General features: G+C 69.0%; 15 protein-coding genes and 1 tRNA gene. 6 read left to right on the forward strand and 10 right to left on the reverse strand.

What is annotated here, in order from left to right:
- Position 1: 1 nt before the first annotated feature.
- Positions 2 to 658 carry a hypothetical protein gene (locus ACGFIS_RS02910; protein WP_392910256.1) on the reverse strand — a complete coding sequence of 219 codons (657 nt, stop codon included), beginning with the start codon at positions 656 to 658 and terminating at the stop codon, positions 2 to 4.
- Between the two features lie 419 nt (positions 659 to 1,077).
- Between ACGFIS_RS02910 and ACGFIS_RS02915 the strand changes: the two genes are divergently transcribed.
- Positions 1,078 to 1,557, forward strand: coding sequence for a hypothetical protein (locus tag ACGFIS_RS02915; protein WP_392969195.1), 480 nt, complete (start codon positions 1,078 to 1,080; stop codon positions 1,555 to 1,557).
- A 348-nt stretch (positions 1,558 to 1,905) separates the two neighbouring features.
- Here ACGFIS_RS02915 and ACGFIS_RS02920 read toward each other — a convergent pair whose 3' ends face one another.
- The 3 genes from ACGFIS_RS02920 to ACGFIS_RS02930 form a co-directional block, all read right to left on the reverse strand.
- Complete coding sequence (locus ACGFIS_RS02920) at positions 1,906 to 2,169, reverse strand: hypothetical protein (RefSeq protein WP_392910252.1); 264 nt, start codon at positions 2,167 to 2,169, stop codon at positions 1,906 to 1,908.
- Between the two features lie 126 nt (positions 2,170 to 2,295).
- Positions 2,296 to 3,483, reverse strand: coding sequence for a hypothetical protein (locus ACGFIS_RS02925; protein WP_392969198.1), 1,188 nt, complete (start codon positions 3,481 to 3,483; stop codon positions 2,296 to 2,298).
- Positions 3,484 to 3,546: 63 nt separating this feature from the next.
- Positions 3,547 to 4,377, reverse strand: a complete 831-nt coding sequence (locus tag ACGFIS_RS02930; RefSeq protein ID WP_392910248.1) for an alpha/beta hydrolase — start codon at positions 4,375 to 4,377, stop codon at positions 3,547 to 3,549.
- 245 nt (positions 4,378 to 4,622) lie between these two features.
- Between ACGFIS_RS02930 and ACGFIS_RS02935 the strand changes: the two genes are divergently transcribed.
- Positions 4,623 to 4,695 (forward strand) — tRNA-Met (locus tag ACGFIS_RS02935).
- 17 nt (positions 4,696 to 4,712) lie between these two features.
- On the opposite strand, the gene ACGFIS_RS02940 is transcribed toward ACGFIS_RS02935, so the two are convergent.
- Positions 4,713 to 5,627: an RNA polymerase sigma-70 factor gene (locus tag ACGFIS_RS02940; RefSeq protein ID WP_392969201.1), complete on the reverse strand. Its 915-nt coding sequence runs from the start codon at positions 5,625 to 5,627 to the stop codon at positions 4,713 to 4,715.
- 4 nt (positions 5,628 to 5,631) lie between these two features.
- Entirely contained in the window at positions 5,632 to 6,576 is a 945-nt protein-coding gene (locus ACGFIS_RS02945) for an NAD-dependent epimerase/dehydratase family protein (RefSeq protein ID WP_392969204.1), read from the reverse strand.
- Positions 6,577 to 7,156: 580 nt separating this feature from the next.
- Between ACGFIS_RS02945 and ACGFIS_RS02950 the strand changes: the two genes are divergently transcribed.
- Positions 7,157 to 8,302, forward strand: a complete 1,146-nt coding sequence (locus tag ACGFIS_RS02950; protein ID WP_392969207.1) for a DUF222 domain-containing protein — start codon at positions 7,157 to 7,159, stop codon at positions 8,300 to 8,302.
- A gap of 222 nt (positions 8,303 to 8,524) precedes the next feature.
- On the opposite strand, the gene ACGFIS_RS02955 is transcribed toward ACGFIS_RS02950, so the two are convergent.
- Together ACGFIS_RS02955 and ACGFIS_RS02960 are read right to left on the reverse strand one after the other, a co-directional pair.
- Positions 8,525 to 8,902: a hypothetical protein gene (locus ACGFIS_RS02955; protein ID WP_392910240.1), complete on the reverse strand. Its 378-nt coding sequence runs from the start codon at positions 8,900 to 8,902 to the stop codon at positions 8,525 to 8,527.
- Complete coding sequence (locus tag ACGFIS_RS02960; protein WP_392969210.1) at positions 8,881 to 9,279, reverse strand: ATP-binding protein; 399 nt, start codon at positions 9,277 to 9,279, stop codon at positions 8,881 to 8,883. Before ACGFIS_RS02960 ends, ACGFIS_RS02955 begins: the two co-directional genes overlap by 22 nt.
- 154 nt (positions 9,280 to 9,433) lie before the next feature.
- On the opposite strand from ACGFIS_RS02960, the gene ACGFIS_RS02965 reads away from it, so the two are divergent.
- Together ACGFIS_RS02965 and ACGFIS_RS02970 are read left to right on the forward strand one after the other, a co-directional pair.
- Positions 9,434 to 10,243: a helix-turn-helix domain-containing protein gene (locus tag ACGFIS_RS02965; protein ID WP_392912425.1), complete on the forward strand. Its 810-nt coding sequence runs from the start codon at positions 9,434 to 9,436 to the stop codon at positions 10,241 to 10,243.
- Entirely contained in the window at positions 10,234 to 10,419 is a 186-nt protein-coding gene (locus ACGFIS_RS02970; protein WP_392912427.1) for a DUF397 domain-containing protein, read from the forward strand. The genes ACGFIS_RS02965 and ACGFIS_RS02970 overlap by 10 nt, the downstream gene beginning before the upstream one ends.
- A gap of 240 nt (positions 10,420 to 10,659) precedes the next feature.
- Here ACGFIS_RS02970 and ACGFIS_RS02975 read toward each other — a convergent pair whose 3' ends face one another.
- Entirely contained in the window at positions 10,660 to 11,310 is a 651-nt protein-coding gene (locus tag ACGFIS_RS02975; protein ID WP_392912429.1) for a DUF4241 domain-containing protein, read from the reverse strand.
- A 387-nt stretch (positions 11,311 to 11,697) separates the two neighbouring features.
- Between ACGFIS_RS02975 and ACGFIS_RS02980 the strand changes: the two genes are divergently transcribed.
- A complete protein-coding gene (locus tag ACGFIS_RS02980; RefSeq protein ID WP_392969213.1) occupies positions 11,698 to 12,528 on the forward strand; it encodes a hypothetical protein in 831 nt (276 codons plus the stop codon).
- Between the two features lie 178 nt (positions 12,529 to 12,706).
- On the opposite strand, the gene ACGFIS_RS02985 is transcribed toward ACGFIS_RS02980, so the two are convergent.
- On the reverse strand, positions 12,707 to 17,581 hold the full coding sequence (locus ACGFIS_RS02985; protein WP_392969216.1) for a DNA repair ATPase: 4,875 nt from the start codon (positions 17,579 to 17,581) through the stop codon (positions 12,707 to 12,709).
- Positions 17,582 to 17,605 lie beyond the last annotated feature (24 nt).

Here is a 17,605-nt window from a genome sequence, read left to right on the forward strand (position 1 = left end):
TTCAGGCCAGCCTGATCGAGGAAAGGATCTGTTCGGCGGCGGGCGGCATGGCGCCCTTCCCGGCCGCCAGATGGACGAAGCAGTAACGCTCGCCGGAGACGGGGACGGTGACCTCGATCTGGTCGGTCGTGACCCCGTCGTAGTCGGTGCTGGTATTGGTCATCTTGAACCCGGGCCTCCCGCTGACGGTGAGATCGGTGATCTTGGCGCCCTTGTTGAGTCTGCGCGCCTTCTCCTTCAGGGTCTCCAGCTCGGTGCCGATGATGCCGCCCCTGTCGCATCCGGCCTCCACGTTCGGCGCGTAGGCGGACGTGACGGACGAGTCGATCCCCCACACCACGCCGAGTTTCTTCTGCTCCTCCTTCAGCTTCTTGATGAGCTCACCGCGGGGGCCGGACAACCCGAAGGACGTCTGCACCACCGGGGAGGCGTCCTGTGTGGGGTCGACCTGCTTCCATCCGGCCGGAAGGCTGACCGTGACACCGGTGCTCGCGCCGCCGATGGGCGTTCCGCCGCCGCCCGGCTGCCCCGCGGCCGCCGTGGAGCTCGCCGGCCCGCCCTTGGCGTCGGGCTCGTCCTTATCGGAACCCGAGCAGCCGGCCAGGGCCACCAGCGCCAGGCTCAGCACACCGGGGGTGATCAGTCGGGAAGGGATCATGGGGGTTCTCTCTCTCGACGGCCATTGCATATGCGAATCTCTAGAACGCTGCATGTCACAGGGTTGAGAGGTTGAGACCCTGGAACGTGTTCGCATATGCTAACAGGATTTGCATCAGCTAATCGACGGGTTCGATGGACTTCGTCGACCCGATCGACTCTCCGCCCCCCGCCCCGCCTCTGCCGGCTCTCGCGTTCCGGGCATCCTCGGGCCGGATGGCACGGTCACCGGCAATGGATGGAACCCGAATGGATGGAACCCGAATGGATGGAACCCGAATGGATGGAACCCGAATCGGATGGAACCCGAATCGGATGGCCACCGTCACATGTGTCCGAATCAATCATCTACAAAGGGTTCCTATCGTGAGAAATCGCCAGCTCAGTGCCGGTCAGAGGCATGGGCGCGCCAGGATCACCGTGGTCGCGACCGCCATCGCCGCGGTGGGACTGCTCGGCTCGGGCTGTTCGATAGCGAACTTCAACCCGACCGCGGAGTCCACCGACGACATCCCGCCCCCGGAACTGTCGACGCGGGACCTGCCGACGCCGGAGGTCCGGCGGAGCTCGCTGACCGGCAGCTGGCGGGGCACCTACACCTGCAACCAGGGCGGTATGCGACTGAACCTCACGCTCGTCCAGAGTTCGAGCGGCAGGGTCACCGGCATCTTCCGCTTCTCCCCCGGTCCGGGCAACTCCGAAGCGCGCTCGGGCTCCTTCACCCTGCGCGGGACGGTCATCGGCCGGTCACTGACTCTGCGCGGCGACCGCTGGATCAGCCGGCCGGGCAACTACGAGATGGTCTCCATGAGCGCGCGGGTCTCGACCGCCAGCCCCGATCTGCTCCAGGGCGACATCCGCGACCCCGGCTGCTCCACCTTCACTGTCCGGCGAACATGACCACTCGACCGTCGGCTGTTCCGGACCCGCGCAGGAGTGGGGGGGGGGGGGGGGGGGGGGGGGCGCGCCCCCCCCCCGCGGGGGGGGGGGGCCCCCCGGGGCCGGGGGGGGGGGGGGGGCCCCCCCCCCCCCGGGGGGGGGGGGGGCGCGCCCGGGGCGTACCCCCCCCCCCCCCCCCCCCCCCCCCCCCCCCCCCCCCCCCCCCCCCCCCCCCCCCGCCCCCCCCCCCCCCCCCCCCCCCCCCGCCCCCCCCCCCCCCCCCCCCCGCGCCCCGCGCCCCGCCCCCCCCCCCCCCCGCCCCCCCCGCCCCCCCGGCCCCCCCCCCCCCCCACTCCGGTGGGGACGGGGTCAGAACCTGCCGGCTTTGATGTCGGCGAGCGTCACCCGGGACGCGTGGTAGTAGATCGTCCTGAGCGGCTGGTCCGGAGCCTTGCTGGAGACGGCGACAGGCTGGCCCGTGCCGGCGTCGATGATCAGCGTTTCCACGATCTCCCCGCCGGCTGGCCAGGCCCCCACCGCCGCCTCGTGGCGCCGGACGACCTCGACGAAGGCGTTCTCGTCACCGTCGAGCGAGAGGGCGATCAACTCCGCATCGTCTGGATCGGGTGTCATGGCCCTCCTCGTTCTGGATTGCCTTACACCCGGGAATTGCCGTCCGATGGGGCGAAGCGTTCACCCGATGGGCCTCGTACCTCTGAGGTCTCGTACCTCTGAGGTCTCGTACCTCTGAAAGGGCCGCTACCAGTCGCGGACGGACTCCACTCCCGATTCGAGGCTCACGCGTGCCCAGGCCAGGTCAGCGCCGTGGGCGGCTTCGGCCTCGTCCACGATGCGGTCGAGGGCGGCGAACAGTTCCTCGCGCTCCTCGGTCTCGATGAAGGGTGCGCGGCCGTCCAGCCTGTTGAACGCCTCGCCGTACCGCCGCCCGATCTCGACCAGCCGCGCCGGCCCGTCGCCGTCGGGGTCGGGGCCGGGGTCGCTGGAGAGCACCTCCATGACCGCCCGCCGCGTCGACTTGTAGTGCGCGACGGCCTTCTTGAATCGGCCGCTGCTGATGTGCCCGCGGCCGTCCCAGTCGCGCAGCGGGTTGTTCCGGTTCTCCGCGACCCAGTCGGGCTTGCGGGCGCCGCTGATCTGGATGTAGGTGCCGTTCGGTATCTCCGGGCGCCAGGTGGAGCGCATCGCGGTGGCGTACTCGGCGGGAACGCCGTGGAGGATCAGCGCCTCCAGCGCGGGGACGCTCCGGGGGAGCAGGCGGTCGTCCCGGCCCATCCCGAACAGGTCGACGATCTCGATCCTCTGCAACGACTCCAGGCCGTTGAGGGCGGCCGCCGCCGACAGCAGCCCGAGGTCGCCCCCCAACGTCAGAATCCTCAGGTTCGGGAACCGCCGGACGAGCCGCTCACAGTCGAGCGACTCGATGCCCTCGACGTCCAGGATCTGGATATCGGGGTGCGGTTCGTCCGGCCCGTCGAGCAGATCGTTGATCTCGGCGCCGGTGTGGTCCGCGGCTCGCGGGTCGGCGGGATCCGCGCGGACGCCGCCGTCCCAGCGTCGCTGCCGGGCGAGCTGGTCGCCGAGCCGCCAGCCCGTGGAGTAGCTGCACGACGGTTCGTCGTGCAACGGCGGCAGGGCCCCGATGACCTTGTAGCTGCGCGGGAGGACCCATTCGTAATTGCAGTACGACAGGACCCCGTTCCAGGAGTGGTGAGTCAGCCTGAGCGGTGAGACGTCACCGAGATCGGCGACGGACGAGGGTTCGGGACCGGACCAGTCCAGTTCGAGGACGGCCGCCACCTCATCGGCGGCGTCGACACAGATGATCTGTGCGGCCGTCCACTCGGCGAGAGCGATCGAGAAGGCGGCCACGACGTCACCCGGCGCGATCGGCCTGGGGGGAGCGGAGGCCCGGTTTCTGCCGGTCATGAAGGCGATCATAGGAGGATCGCCTCCGCCGTCGGGTGTGACGGCGGAGGCGGCCCGCGTCCGTCAGCCCAGGTTCTTCTGTCTCACGGACCATTCGCTGTCGCAGAGCCCGCAGTCCGGGCCGACGAAGAGCCGCCCGGCGGCTGCGTCGCCCTTGAGCTGCCACTTCAGCCAGGCGGCGCCGACGCGTCCGAACTCGCCGCCGTTCGGCTCGCCGTAGGTGCCCATGTGGCCGACGTCGAGGTTGCCCATGAAGGCGGGCAGCCCGGCCGGGAGCCGGTCCCAGTCGTCCATCGCGTTCTCGTAGGCGATGTCGCTGGGGCCGCCGACGAAGTAGCCGATCGGGGCGTGCAGCCGGGCGAGCTGCCAGTTGTCGGAATCACTGAGCATGCCGCTGTTCCAGATGCCGGTGGCGGTGACCCGGGGGTCGGCGGAGACCTCGTAGGCCTCCAGGCCGCCGCAGGACTGCCCCATCACCGCCACCTTGCCGGTGTCGATCTTTCCCCGGTACTTGCCGCCGACGCGGCCGTTCTCTTCAATGGCCCAGTCGATGGCCTCGGTGAGCATGTCCGCGTCCGTGCGGCCGAACCCGCCGGGCCTGCCGTTGGCGATGACGAGGAAGCCGTGCGAGGCCAGCTCCTTGAGGAAGTTCTCGAACATCGTGCCGTCGGCGGAGCAGGCGCCGTTGCCCCAGGCGACGATCGGCAGCCTGATCCCGGACGGGAGGTTCTCGGGCCGGTAGACGGTGTGGTCCCAGAGCCGCCAGGTGGTCTCGTAGTCGGCCGGGTACGGACCGGTGCCGCCGGGGACGGCGTGCGCGGGAGCCGCCAGGACACCGGTCAGCAGAAGCGGGGCGCACAGAAGAAGGAGAACTCTCCGGACGAGCCTCTTCACGACATTCCTCCTTTGGCGAGGGGCATCGCCCGGAATCTCGCAAAAGGAGGTGGCCGCTTCAAGAGCCCCGGAGCACGACCGGCGATTCTGCCGATAACTCCGCCCAACCGGCGTTGGGCGCCGGCACAGGGAACCGGTCACGGGGCGCCGTCCCACCCCGTCCCACCCGGTGGACGGCGCCCCGAAAACCATTGGCGACAGGGCCGGCCCCCCTCTTACCACCCTCTTACCATTGGTCGTACCGATGCGGGGTGGTGCAACGGGAGCACGCAGGCCTCATAAGCCTGGTGATGCGGGTTTCGAATCCCGCCCCCGCCACTAAAGGAATTCCTGAATCACCGAGGCCCGAACAGGTCGTCGGCGTCGCCGACCTGAACTGCGTGGACCAGCTTGTCTGGATTGGCGATGGAGTGGATCGTCTGGATACGGCCGTCGGCGATGCTGAGGCCCATGGCCCCGACCAGCCCTTCCTGCGCGTCGGTCACCATGATTCCGGGCTGGCCGTTGATGGCGGCGACCTGGACGCGCAATCCACGACGCGCCAGCGCGGACATCCCGCCCGACAAGATCCGTGCCACGCGCTCCCGGCCATGGGCAGGCCGCGGTATCGCCTGCACCTTGCCGCCGCCGTCGACGTGGAGCGCCACGTCGTCCGCCAGCAGCGCCTCCAGCTTTTCCAGGTCGCCCTTTCCGGCGGCGTCGAGAAATGACCGGGCCAGCTCGTCCCGCTGCCGCCGGGAGGCGTGGTAGCGCGGGCGGCGCTCCCGGACGTGGCGGCGAGCCCGCGCGACCAGGTGCCGCGTGCTGTCCACGTCGGTGCCGATGAACTCGGCGACCTCGCCGTACGGATACTCGAACACCTCCCGCAGCAGGAACGCGGCCCGCTGCCGCGGTGACAGGCTCTCCAGCAGCACCAGGAACGCCAGCGACAGCGAGTCGGCGGTCTCGGCCTGCTCGGCCGGTGACGGGTCGGTGACCAGCGGTTCCGGCAGCCACTCGCCGACGTACCGTTCCCGCCGGGCCCGCGCCGAGCGGAGCTGGTCGATGGCCAGCCGGGTGACCAGCGTGGCGACGTAGGCCCGCGGCGAGGAGATCTCCTCGTCGCGTTCCAGCGTCTGGTGCATGCGCAGGAACGCCTCCTGCACCACGTCCTCGGCCTCGCCGACGCTGCCGAGCATCCGGTAGGCGATGGCGAAGGCCCGCGGGCGCAGTTCGCCGTACAGTTCGCCGTACAGGTCGGCGGAGGACATCCCGCTATCCCATCCCCTCGATGAAGCCCGTACGCCAGGTCGGGTACTGCAGCGTCCAGTCCAGTTCGCGTTTGGCCTTCTCGCTGGAGATCCCGCGAGCCCGCGTCATCAGGTCCACCGGTCCCTTACCGGCCAGCAGGCGGACGAGCCCGGCGGGTACGCGGCGCGGCGGTCCGGCGCCGAGGGCGCGGGCCAGCTCCGGCAACCACTCGTGCACCGGCGCGGGGCCGTCATCGGCGACATGGTAGATCCCGGACTTGCCGCGTTCGATGGCCGCGACCGTCGCCGATGCGGCATCGACGATGTGCACCAGCGACCACACTCCGCGCCCGCCGCCGACGATCGGGAACTTCCGCTTGCGGATCTGCACGCCCATGACGGCGTCCGGCGCGGCGCTCATCCCGGTCCCCGGGCCATAGAAGCCACCGTAGCGAAGCGCGATGCCCTCGGCCCAGCCGATGCCGGTCACCGCCTCCTCCAGGTGGCGCAGCGCGGCCACCCCCTCCTCGGCGTCCGCGGGCGGGTTCGGCTCGATCCGGCCGTCCTCGTCGGCGACCGGCCCGCCCGTCCGCTCCATCCACATGGCGTTGCTCTGCGCCACGAACTTCTGGACGCCCACGGCCCGCGCGGCGGCCAGCAGGTGGTCGGTGCCTTCGACGCGCAGCCGGTTGGTGGCGGCCGCCATCCGCTTCATGTGCCGGAAGTCCGCCGGTCCGCCCAGTGCGGTGAGCTGATGGACGACCACCTCGGGCTCGGCCCTGGCCACCACGTCCGCCACGGAGTCGGGGTCGAGGGCGTCGAGGACCACCGGTTCGGCACCGAGCGCCCGCAACGCGTCCGTCTTGGCGGCCGAGCGTGTCGTCCCGACCACCTCATGCCCGCGCGCCACGAGCTGAGTGACGAGGTGCCCGCCGATCGCGCCGGACGCCCCCGCGATGAAGATTCGCATGATGTCTCCGTTCATAGACTTCACCGACAAAGACGAGACACCCCCGTCCTCCATGAACGGCAGTTACCCAAATCACACCAAGACGTGCCCACGCGGCCCAGGCCGCCGAGATCGGCGGGCCGCCCGCCTTGGGCCGATTTCCACCGGTTCGCCAATTTTGTCGAGAACATCAGATGCCGGAAGAGGTGCTCGATCCACCCTTACCCGCACAGGCACATTCGACCGGCCAAAGCCGGCCCGGTCTCCCGTCCATGGAGATGAAAAGCCATCGGCGGCTTCTGAGTGATTCGCTATCCAGGAAGTCTCAATATTGTCACCTTCAAACGGCCGAACCGTTGGTATCCGTTCGATAACATAGAGTCATGTGTTCGAGGTCGGTGATCGATGTGGCGTCGATGTCCACCAGTGAGCTGGTGGACGCGGCGGCTGCGATCGCGGCCGAACTCGCCCGGCGGGAGCCTCCCGAGTCGGCGGCTGTCTGCATGCACGACGCTGAAACCCTCGCCCGAACGGCAGACCTGCAAGAAAGTGCCCTGGCCGGGATGATCGGGCGGGTAGACGTCTCGGGTGAGATGCGCCGGTGGGGATACCGTCGGTGCGGAGCTGGCTGCGGACCCGGCTGGGGATGCGGGAGGCCCGCGCCAAGGAACGCATCGCGCTGGCCCGTGAACGTCACCGCCTCCCTCAGACCGCTGAACGCCTGGCGTCCGGGGAGTTGTCCTACGGGTACGCCGCCACCATCGCCACCGCCGTGGCCCGCCTGGACGACGCCGACTGCGCGGCGGCCGAGGAGATCCTGCTCGACCTGGCCGGGAAGGGGTTCTCCGCCGGGAAGGTCGCCGCGTTCGGCACCCGGATCACCGACCTGATCGCCGAACGCGACGACTCCGAGACCCCTGATGACGACTCCCGGCGCGGGTACGAGCGGTCCTGGATCGATTCCACCCGATCCCTGGACGGCGGTCGCTTCATCAAGGGCTGGCTCAACGCCGAAGACGCCGCCCTCTGGGACGGCACCCTCGGCCCCCTGGCCAAACCCGCCGGACCCGATGACACACGCGACCTGCCCGAACGCACCGCCGCCGCGCTGACCCACGTCCTGTCGGGCGGGCACCGCGCCACCAAGGTCACCGTCATCTGCGACCTGGACACTCTCACAGGTGGCCGAGCACCGGCGCGCCTCGCCGACGGAACGCCGATCCCACCGGAACAGGCCCGCCGCATCGCCCTGGCGGCCGGAGTGTCAGCGCTCGTCCTCGGGAGCGGTCACATCCCGCTCTACCTCGGCCGCACCGTCCGGTTCGCCACCCCGGGGCAGCGCCGAGTACTCGAGGCGCTCTACCCGACGTGCGCGGTGCAGGCCTGCGAGGTACCCGGGACGCTGTGCGAGGTCGACCACATCAACGGCTGGGCCCTGGGCCACGCACCCACCGACATCGACAACCTCGCGCTGACCTGCGGATTCCACAACCGGTTCAAGGCGGCCAACCCCGACCAGATCCACATAGTCCGAGGCGGGGACGGCCGATTCACCTACCGGCTGATCCCGCCGGAAGACGGAAACCACCGACGCCGCCCCCTACCGGCACCCGACGTCCCCAATCCCTGGGAACAGCCCGCTGTCCCGTGCAGTCCCCGCTCACCCGCCCGCCGGTACCGACACAGAAACGGCTCCCCACGAGCCGGAACCACCACCCGAGGACGCCGCCAAACCGCCGGCCCCTAGCAGAGCCAGTTCCCGTGCTTGCGCATTACAGAACCGGCCCAGCGGAACTCCGCTGTCCATCCCGCATGGGCGAGCGATCCATGGACGACTCTGCGACTCGGCACTGACCGGCGCGACATGGCCGAAAGCCTGAGCGAGAATCGGTCGCGAACGTTGAAAAGGACTCTCGTTCACCCCGGCCACCCAGTTATCGCGGAACTCTTTCCGAGCCGGGGGCGGTGTTCACCAGGTGGTGGGGAACATGCGGTGTTTGAGGACTGCATCGATTTGATCGGCCGCGTATTTGGTGTCGCCGCAGGGGCAGAGGTAGCCGTGTCCGCCGCGTCCGGCCTCGTGGTAGGCCCAGGTGCCGCCGGCCACGGCGCGGACACTGACCGCGACGCGGACGTGGTGGTCGGGGCCGAAGGCGAAGACCCACAGCAGCGGCGGACGGGTGGGGAACTCGTCGGCCTGGTAGAGCTTCACGCACCGGTAGCCCCTGGACGCGATGGCCACGGCGAGCAGGTCCAGGTAGCGGATCGCGGTGGTGCGGCCTCGTTGGGTGCGCCAGCGGAGCAGGTGGCGTTGCGCCTGGACGTTCAGCGGGCGCAGCGAGCCCATACGATCTTTCCCTCCTCGTTGAGCGGGCGGACGCCCCAGTCGTGGACGAGCTGCGCCATCAGCAGCAGCCCGCGCCCACCGATGGCGTCATGATCTTCTGGCCCGACGACAGGCAGGCCCGTGCCCTCGTCCCGGACCTCGATGACGACCAGATCGGCTTCCTCATCGGGGAAGACCCGGATTACGATGTGGCCGAACCCCACGTGTTTGTGGACATTGGTAACCAGTTCGGTGACCACGAGCCGACCGATGTAGTCGTCGGCGATCTTCAGTTCCCGGAACCGCTCGGTCAGGTAGCGGCGCGCCTTTGCGGGTGCCCGGTCGCTCGGCTCGAGAACGAGCGCCGGAGTTTCCGGCGCGAGAGCTGCAGTTGGCATCGGTATGACCTCTGGACGTGTCGATTTCTCGTATCTCTCAGTAAGACACTCATCGACACAGAGTCACTGTTAACCTCCGGAAAGACGCACCATCTCGCTCATGATCTTCATGCGCGGGTTACCCCCGGTTCCGATGCGTTAAGGAGTGGCGAGCATGGCATCCCCCCGACGACGTGCAGTGATATCCCCCGCGCTTGCCGCCTTCGGCCGACAGTTCCGCCGGCACCGCGAGCGGGCCGGGTTGAGTCAGGCCCGCATCGCGCAGCGCACCGGCAAAACGGCCTCCTTCGTCTCGCAGATCGAGAGTGGGAAGAAGCGGTGCAAACGCGACTTCGTCGAGATCATGGACCCGGAGCTCAAGGCGGGTGGCGTCCTCCTCAACCTCTACGACGACCTGAACGGTGACGGCCAACTGGGCTTCCCGACGTGGTTCGACTGGCCTGAGGTGGAGTCCGAGGCCGATGTGCTGGTGACGTGGGAGCACAGCGTGGTCCCCGGTCTTCTGCAGATCGAGGGATACGCCCGCACGCTCCTCGGCACGGACGAGGCCGTGCTCGCTCGTCTGGCCCGGCAGGAGATCCTCAAGCGGGACGATCCCGCTCCAGTCACCTTCATCGTGTTGCTCAGCGAGAACGTCCTTCATCACTATGTGGGCTCGCGAGAGATCATGCGGCAGCAACTCGAACAGTTGCTGGCCATGAGTGAACTACCGAACGTGACCATCCAGATCGTCGTGAACGTTGATGGCGCTCCTGCGGGGAACGGGGGATCGTTCGTTCTGGCGACGATGAAGGATCGAAGCGAGGTGGCCTACCTCGAAACCGCCGTACGCGGAATTTCAACCGACGACTTCCAGGACCTTGTAGGGGTCGCGCGCACACTTGATACCTTGAGGAGCAACGCGTTGCCGGTCAGCCTGTCCCGAGACCTGATGAGAAAGGTGATTGAGGAGAAATGGACCTGAGTGGCGTTGCCTGGCGCAAGGCGAGCAGGAGCACCGAGAACGGTGGTAACTGCGTGGAACTTGCGCCTGTGAACGGTTTGATCGCGATTCGCGACAGCAAAGACCCCAGTGGCCCCAAGCTTCTCGTGAACCGCAAGGATTTCCGCCGCTTCGTCGAGACGCTCGAAAACCCCTGACCCCGGAGTTGCTGGTCCGTAGGGCGGTGGAGGAGATTGGTCTGAGCCGTGCGGTGTGGCGCCAGGCCGGCCGCAACACCGGCCCCAAACTGATCGCTACCCCCGGCGACCTCCGGCACCTCCCCGAAACCCTCAAGATCATCTGACTTCGAAGGCAGAATCTCCGGCCGTGCGCCGGGGCTTCGCTTTACTCGGGCTCCCCCGGATTACCGGGTCGGCGCGTCGGTGCGATCGGCCACGTCATAGGGTGCCCAGGCTGTGCTGAAGCAGTTCAAAGTCAGCGACGAAGCAGGCGACCTCACCATTTCTGGCGCGGCCGATCCAGGTCGGGTAGGTCCCGTCGCCCATACCGCACCGGAACACGATGACGTTCAGGTCTGGATCGTCGGTGGGCACCTCGATGCCGCCGACCTGGATCGTACGATAAATGGCGTTGGACATTGCCGGGCGGTCGAGTTCGAGGTGGTCGCGTGCCGAAGCGTCAAGAAAGCAGCCGGCGCCAGAGTCGACTGAGAACCCGAAGAACGAGCCGTCTTCGAGGAGTTCCGCATCCTGCCCCGGCTGCAGGGCCAGTTCCCAGGAAACCGCCGACTCGGCCCGTATGTTCAGTCTTGCTGCGTTCACCAACCGCATCGGGGACGGTCTCTGCGGAACTGGTGATCGTTCCCAATGGGAGATCGACAGAGTCACCGGATAGCGGCCCGGCGGGACCTTCACGATGAAGGGCTGCACCTCAGGCTGGACCCCCCAGCCCGGATCTTGGACGATCAGGTGACCGGTGGGGAGCCGTAACGCTCCGGCTGATTGAACGTCGATCACCGAGTGAGTTCCGTCGTCCCATCGGTAACGGGTTCCTGCAGTGAACATCATGTTCGGGGAGGGGGCGCGCATGGCATGGGATCATCTCAGAATGCGCGTCATCGACCCGGCCGAGTCGAGGCGGAATCGCGGAACGGCACCATCCGGCGTTCGATGCAGCGGCAGCCGGTGGGAGACGTCGGGTAGTGGGAACCCGGTACGAAGAGGATGGCCTGGCCGTGCTGCCATTCGATGGGATGATCTACCTTCGGATCGGCACCGGAATCGTATCGCCGGGGCGTAGTAACCAGAGCACGAGAGTATGGCGACCTCGTCCCGCAGGGCTGGGTGAGTGGATTGGTGGCGGGGATGGGGCGAAGGATCGGGAGGATGCCGAGGCCGGATCCGGAGAGTGGGATCTTTCTTTTCTCGCTCGTCATGGCGGCCGGTGAGCCGGGGGGCGCGGAGAACGCGGAGGTCATGAGCCGGTACGCGGACCAGATGTTCTCCGCGGGCGACGTGGCGGCGATGGCGGCGCGCAATATCCAGGTGCTCGATGAGAACGGCATCGCTCCACGGACGGCACCCGCCACCCTTGATGAGGTCGTCGGTCTTGCGGCGCTCGCGCGGGGCAGGCTGTGGTCTTCGATGGACGATCTTGACGCCGCCATTGAGGCGTTCGAGAATGCGGCCGGATCCCCGGCGGGGGCGATCGCCGCCGAAGGGCTCGCCTTCCTGGGATCCGCGCTGACGATGCGCGGTGAGCTCGGGGCGGCCACGGAGGTCTTGGAGCGGGCGGTCGCGTCCGGTCACCGGAGGTTCGGATCCATGGCGGCGGTCGACCTTGCCATGATCCTTGTTGACCGCGGTGAGCGTGACCGTGCACTGGCGTTGCTCCGGCAGGCGCGAGATGCCGGGGAGCTGGCCGGAACGATGGCGGCCGTGAACCTGGGGACCATGCTCGCCCGGCGTTTCGGCGACGTCGAAGGCGGCGTCGCCGAACTGCGCATTGCGGCCGCGGACGGGGCCCCGCTGATTGCGGCGGGCGGGCTGTTCAACCTCGCGACCCTGCTGGAGGAGAACGGCGACAGGGCCGGGGCCGAGCGGGCATATCGGGACGCGGCGGAGCTGCGGCAGCCGATGTTCAGCGGCAAAGCCGCCCTGAACCTCGCGCTTCTGCTGCGCGGCGGAATGGACGTCGAGGGCGAACGCGCCGCCTACCGGCTCGCCGCCGAGGTCGGAGAACCGGCAGAACAGGCCGAAGCCGACCGGATGCTCCTCATGCTCGATGCGCTGAGCGGTCCGGCTTAACTGGACCGCGCTGAAGGCCTTGGTCAACATCTTCCCTTGCGCTGGACGCCTTCAGCTCCGTCCCCGTGGCGGCGGCCTGGGAGGAACCAGACCGGGGAGAGCACCGTGACGCAGTTGGTGGCATCCACCGATCGGGTGCCGTGGCGGACGCGTCCCCGGCGCGTCCGCCGTGTGTCGGTCAGTGGGGGCGTAGGGCTTTCTCTATTGCTGTCAGTTTGTCGGCCAGGTGCAGGAGGGCGCCTACGGACGGGTCGTCCTGGTTGCCGGCGAGGGTTTGGGCTCGTCGGTGGGCCTCCTTGATCTCCGTCCAGCGGGTCTGCTGAGCGGGGGTCAGGGTGCCGCGGAGTTCGGCGAGCTTGAGCATGTTCGCTTCGGCGTCCGAGGTCAGTGTCTGGGACTCGGCTCGGTAGTGGTCGTCTATGGCTGCTTCCAGTTCGGTTGCGTTCATCACCGGCAGGATGCGTTCGGTCAGTTTGTTCATGTCGCGGTAGGAGCCCTGGAGGCGGAACGGGGGTTCGGTGCGGGCGGAGTCGTCCTGGGCCGCGGACGCTATGTAGGCGCGGTTGACCGTCAGGACCACTTGCTGGACGTGGAGCAGCTTTTCCAGGACGGAGAGGATCTCGTCCAGTTCGGTCTGGGAGTACGGGTGGGACAGGCGGTCGGGGCGGACGGTCTGGTCGCCGGAGGCCAGGCGGACGAGCAGTTCGACGTCGGAACGGTCGTGGTTCGTCAAGGGCGCGAGGACGGGGTTCGAGGTCAGGGCGTTCTCGATGTAGCTGAGCGCGAACAGTTCGTCCTTGCCGGACAGGACATCCCCCAGGTTCCACACGTCGGCGCGGTTGGCGAGCATGTCGGGGATGCGGAAACGCTGCCCGGACTCGGTGTACGGGTTGCCTGCCATGCAGACGGCGAAGCGTTTGCCGCGCAGGTCGTAGGTACGTGGGTCGCCGTCCTTGACTCCTTCTATGCGGCGTTGGGCGTCGCAGAGAGGGAGGAACTTCTGCAGGAGTTCGGGGGAGGTGTGCTGGATGTCGTCCAGGTAGAGGAGGACGTTGTTGCCCATGTCGAGCGCGAAGTTGATCTTCTCGACCTCCTGGCGGGCGGTGGCGTTGGGGGCCTGGGCGGGGTCGAGGGACGTGACGTCGTGACCCAGGGCGGGGCCGTCCACCTTGACCAGGGCCAGGCCGAGGCGGTCGGCGACGTACTCCATGAGGGTCGTCTTGCCGTAGCCGGGTGGGGAGATGAGCAGCAGCATGCCCATCTGGTCGGTGCGCTTGCCGTCGCCGGATGCGCCGAGCTGCTTGGCCAGGTTGTCGCCGATGAGGGGGAGGTACACCTCGTCGACCAGGCGGTTGCGGACGAACGCGCTCATCGTGCGGGGTTTGAGGGCGGGGATGCCGAGGCGCTTCTCCTCGGTCGCGATGAGGTCGTTCCGCTGTTTCTGGTAGGCGCGGAAAGCCGGGACGCGTTCGGTGCGGAAAATCGCCGTCCGGGCCAGCAGCTCGTCCAGGCGCAGGTCGATGTGGCGGTCGGCTATGCGCGGGTGGTCGCCGAGCAGGTCGCCGATGGTGGCGGTCAGCGCGGCGGGGGAGTCGTAGCGCGCAGATGCGCAGAGCTGCATCGCGACCGCCTCGGGGAGGTCGGACGGGTCGTCGGCGAACGAGGTGAGCCAGGCTTCGGCGAGCTGGTGGCGGGCGGCGAGGTCGTCGCCGAGGGCGCGCAGGTCGTTGTCCAGTTCGGTGTGGTTCTTCTGGCCGAAGTTCTTCAGCAGGTCGCGGGCACCCTGGCTGGTGACGAAGCCGTCGGGGGCGGTGGCGAGTTCTTCGATCAGGTACTCCGCGGCGAGCCGTCCGTCCGTTGGAGGCAGGTCGGCGCGGTTGGTGAAGACGGTGATGGACGTGGCGAGTTCGGTGGTGAGGGCGGTCAGGGCATCGGTGTGGCCGAAGGCCTGGCGGGCTCGGATGAGGGAGCGGGCGCGGGTGGCCAGGGCGGTGCGTTCTGCGGGGATGGTGCCGTGTGTCCAGAAGAGCTGGGAGGCGGCTCTGGCCGGGGACGGGTAGCGCAGCAGGCCGGCGTCGGTGTGGAGGTGCAGCAGTGTTTCCAGGATGCGGGCGGCGTCGTGGTCGTGGACGCCTCGCTCGTAGCCCTCGTCGTAGCGTTCCGCGGCCGCTTCCCGGACGAGGGTGAGCAGGCGGCCGTCCGCTGCGGCCCGGTGCAGTTCGCCGGAGTCGGCGCCCGTGAGGATCGACGTCGCCAGGTACTCGGCACGGTAGGTTTCCGGAGTTTCCGAGACCAGGGTCTGGTTCCACAGGTGGCGGGTCGCGGCGAAGGCGTCGTCGAGGACGGGGGCCCGGTAGTCGGTGCCGGTGATCGCGAAGGCGACCGTGTCGCGGTGCGGGACGAGCGTCAGCTCGATCGGGCGGGTGTTGACCGCGAACCGGTGCCGGCCGAGCCGGATCGTCCCGCCGTCGTCGCCGTAGAGGTCGAGGCGGTCGCGCAGGGCGCGGCCGGCCTCCTGGCGGGCGGACTTGACGCGGCCTTCGAGCTCCTCGGCCCGGACCCCGTCGTCCAGGGCGCGCAGCTCGTCGGCGATCCCGCGGAGCCGGGCCACCATGGCGTCGGTGGCGAAGTAGGTGTTGACCTCGTCCGGGGAGGCGAGCGTGGCGGCGCGGCGGCGGACGCCGGAAAGAATGCGGTCGGCCGACTCGGTGAGGCGGTCGGTGCGGCGGGCGCGCTCGTCCAGCAGGGTCTGCTTGCGGGACGAGAACGCCTCGTAGACCTCGGTGCGCTTCGTTTCCAGCTCGGCGAGGAATTCGTCCAGGTCGGAGAAGCGGGCCTGGAGGGTCTCCAGGCGGAGGAGGAGACGGCCGAGTTGCTCGTCGCAGGTCTCGGGCGTGGTGGCGCCCGCCAGGGCGCCGGCGATCGACTGGTCGAGCAGCCCGAGTTCGGCGGCGAACTCGGCGCGGCCCTCGCGTCCGAGGAGGTCGCGGCGCCGGTTGCCGAGGACGGCGCGGGCGCGGTTGAGGCCGCCGAGGACCTCGCCGACACGCTCCAGGATCGCCGTGCGGGCGGTGGCGTCGGTGATGTCGAGGTCGCCGACGACCTCGGTGACGACTTCCAGGCCCTCGTTCTGCGCGTCGAGGAGATCGGTGAGCGGCACGGCGTCGGCGGCGGTCTCGATGGCCTGCGCCGACTCGGTGATGCGCTCCACTTCGGTGTGGTAGCCGGTGAACGCGTCCTCGCCCTGGAGGAACTCGACGGCGCCCCGGCCCGCGTCACGGAGTTCGGTCTGGGCGGTTTCGGAAAGTTCGTCGATCCGGGCGGTGTCGACGTAGCGGAGGTCGCGCAGAGTTTCCAGGTGGCCTTGGGCGCGGCGGAACTCGGCGAGCCGGCTGATCCAGCCCTCGGCGGTCTCCGGCGACTCCGTCCGGGCGCGGCGGATCAGCGCGGCGATGTCGTCGGCCGCCTCGGAAACAGCGGAAACCGCCTGGTCGGTGAGTGTGCGGACCTTCTCGTACTCGTCCAGGACCTGCCCGGCGGTCGAGCGGACGTCCGCGAGCGGCGCGGCCACGTCCCCGAGGTCGGCGTCGGCGAGCCAGTGGTACAGGTCGGACGTCCGCGTGCACGCCGAGATCAGCGCCTCGAACACCCGGGTCGACGGCGACATCTCGTCCACCATGCGGGTGACGGAGAGGCATTCGGAGATTCCGCGGACGAGGTCCGCGTTCCCGACGCGCTCCAGCGGCCCCGTCCCGACGGGCTGCGCGGCGGCGTGCGCATCGGAGACGTACGGGGTCCGCCAGATCTGCAGCGGGTGGACGCGGGCGGGCTCGTCGGTGAAGGCCCGCATCACGGCGAGCGTTCCGTCCTCGAACAGCGAGTACCCGTGGCAGGTGACGGGTGTGGTGACCTGCTTGCGGATCATGTTGTACGGCAGCAGCAGCGACCGGCCGTCCTCGCGCGAGTGGAAGACGTAGAGGACGTCCTCGCCGTTGGGGGAGCGGATGACGCGCTCGTACTCCAGGCCCGTGACGTCGGTGTCGAACGTCTTCGCGGCGTCGGTGTCCAGGTAGTAGCCGCCCGGAAAGATGATCCCGTGGTCGTCCGGCAGCCTCCGGCACGCCTGCGCGATGCCGTCGAGCCGCACGATCCCCTTGGTGCGGACGTTGAACACCAGGTGCCGCCACGCCGTCTCGTTGTACGGGCGGATCCGCAGCAGGATCAGCGCCCCGACCCGCGCGTGCAGGACGTCGGCGTCGGCGAGGGACTGCAGCGGCTCGTCCACGGGCTCGGAGTAGATGCCCGTCCCGGTGCCGGTGTTGTCCTCGATCTTGACGGTGAGGGTCCCGCCGATCGTCTCGACGAACACCTCGCCCTCGATCGAGATGTGCGGGTGCCGTCCGAGGACGTGGTCGTCCCGGGTGGTCTCGATCCAGTCGACGTCGTGCGCCGCCGGGAACTCGTGGTCGCGTTCGCCCTGGTTGTCCTCATAGGCGACGGTCCCGTCGGGGGCCGTCCGCCACCGCAGGACGCGCAGGTCGGAGAGCCGCGGGCCGGTCTGGAACACCGCGAGCAGGCGTCCGTCCACCAGGCGGAGCTGCAGCAGCCGCGCCTGACGGTAGTACCGGTACATGTCGGTGAAGTCGCGCTGGAACCGCGGGTCGTCCAGCAGCCCCGGCACCGCGTCCGTACCGGCCGGGACGAACGCGATGCCGTCCCCGTCCCGCGTGAAGCGGTGCAGGGAGAACACGTCGTCGACGGTCGTCTCCGGCTTCAGCCCGAGGAAGACGTTGTAGCCGAACAGCATCACGCCGCCGAGCGCGACCACGTCCCGCGGGACGCAGTTGTGCGCCGTCCGGATCTGCTCGGTGCCCGCCAGCCGCATCTCCGTGCCGCCGAAGACCTCCAGCCGACGGACGTTCAGCGCCTCCGCCCGCCGCGCCAGCTCCCCGGCATGTTCGGCGAGCCGTGCACGCAGCACCTCGTACGTCCCGTGGTCGAGTTCCGCCCGCCCGGCCTCCGCCCCGGCGGCCTCCCTCACATCCTCATTCACCCATCTCTCCCATCTGTCCTTCGT

The organism is Spirillospora sp. NPDC048824, from assembly GCF_043198455.1.
In the GTDB taxonomy this organism is placed as follows: domain Bacteria; phylum Actinomycetota; class Actinomycetes; order Streptosporangiales; family Streptosporangiaceae; genus Spirillospora.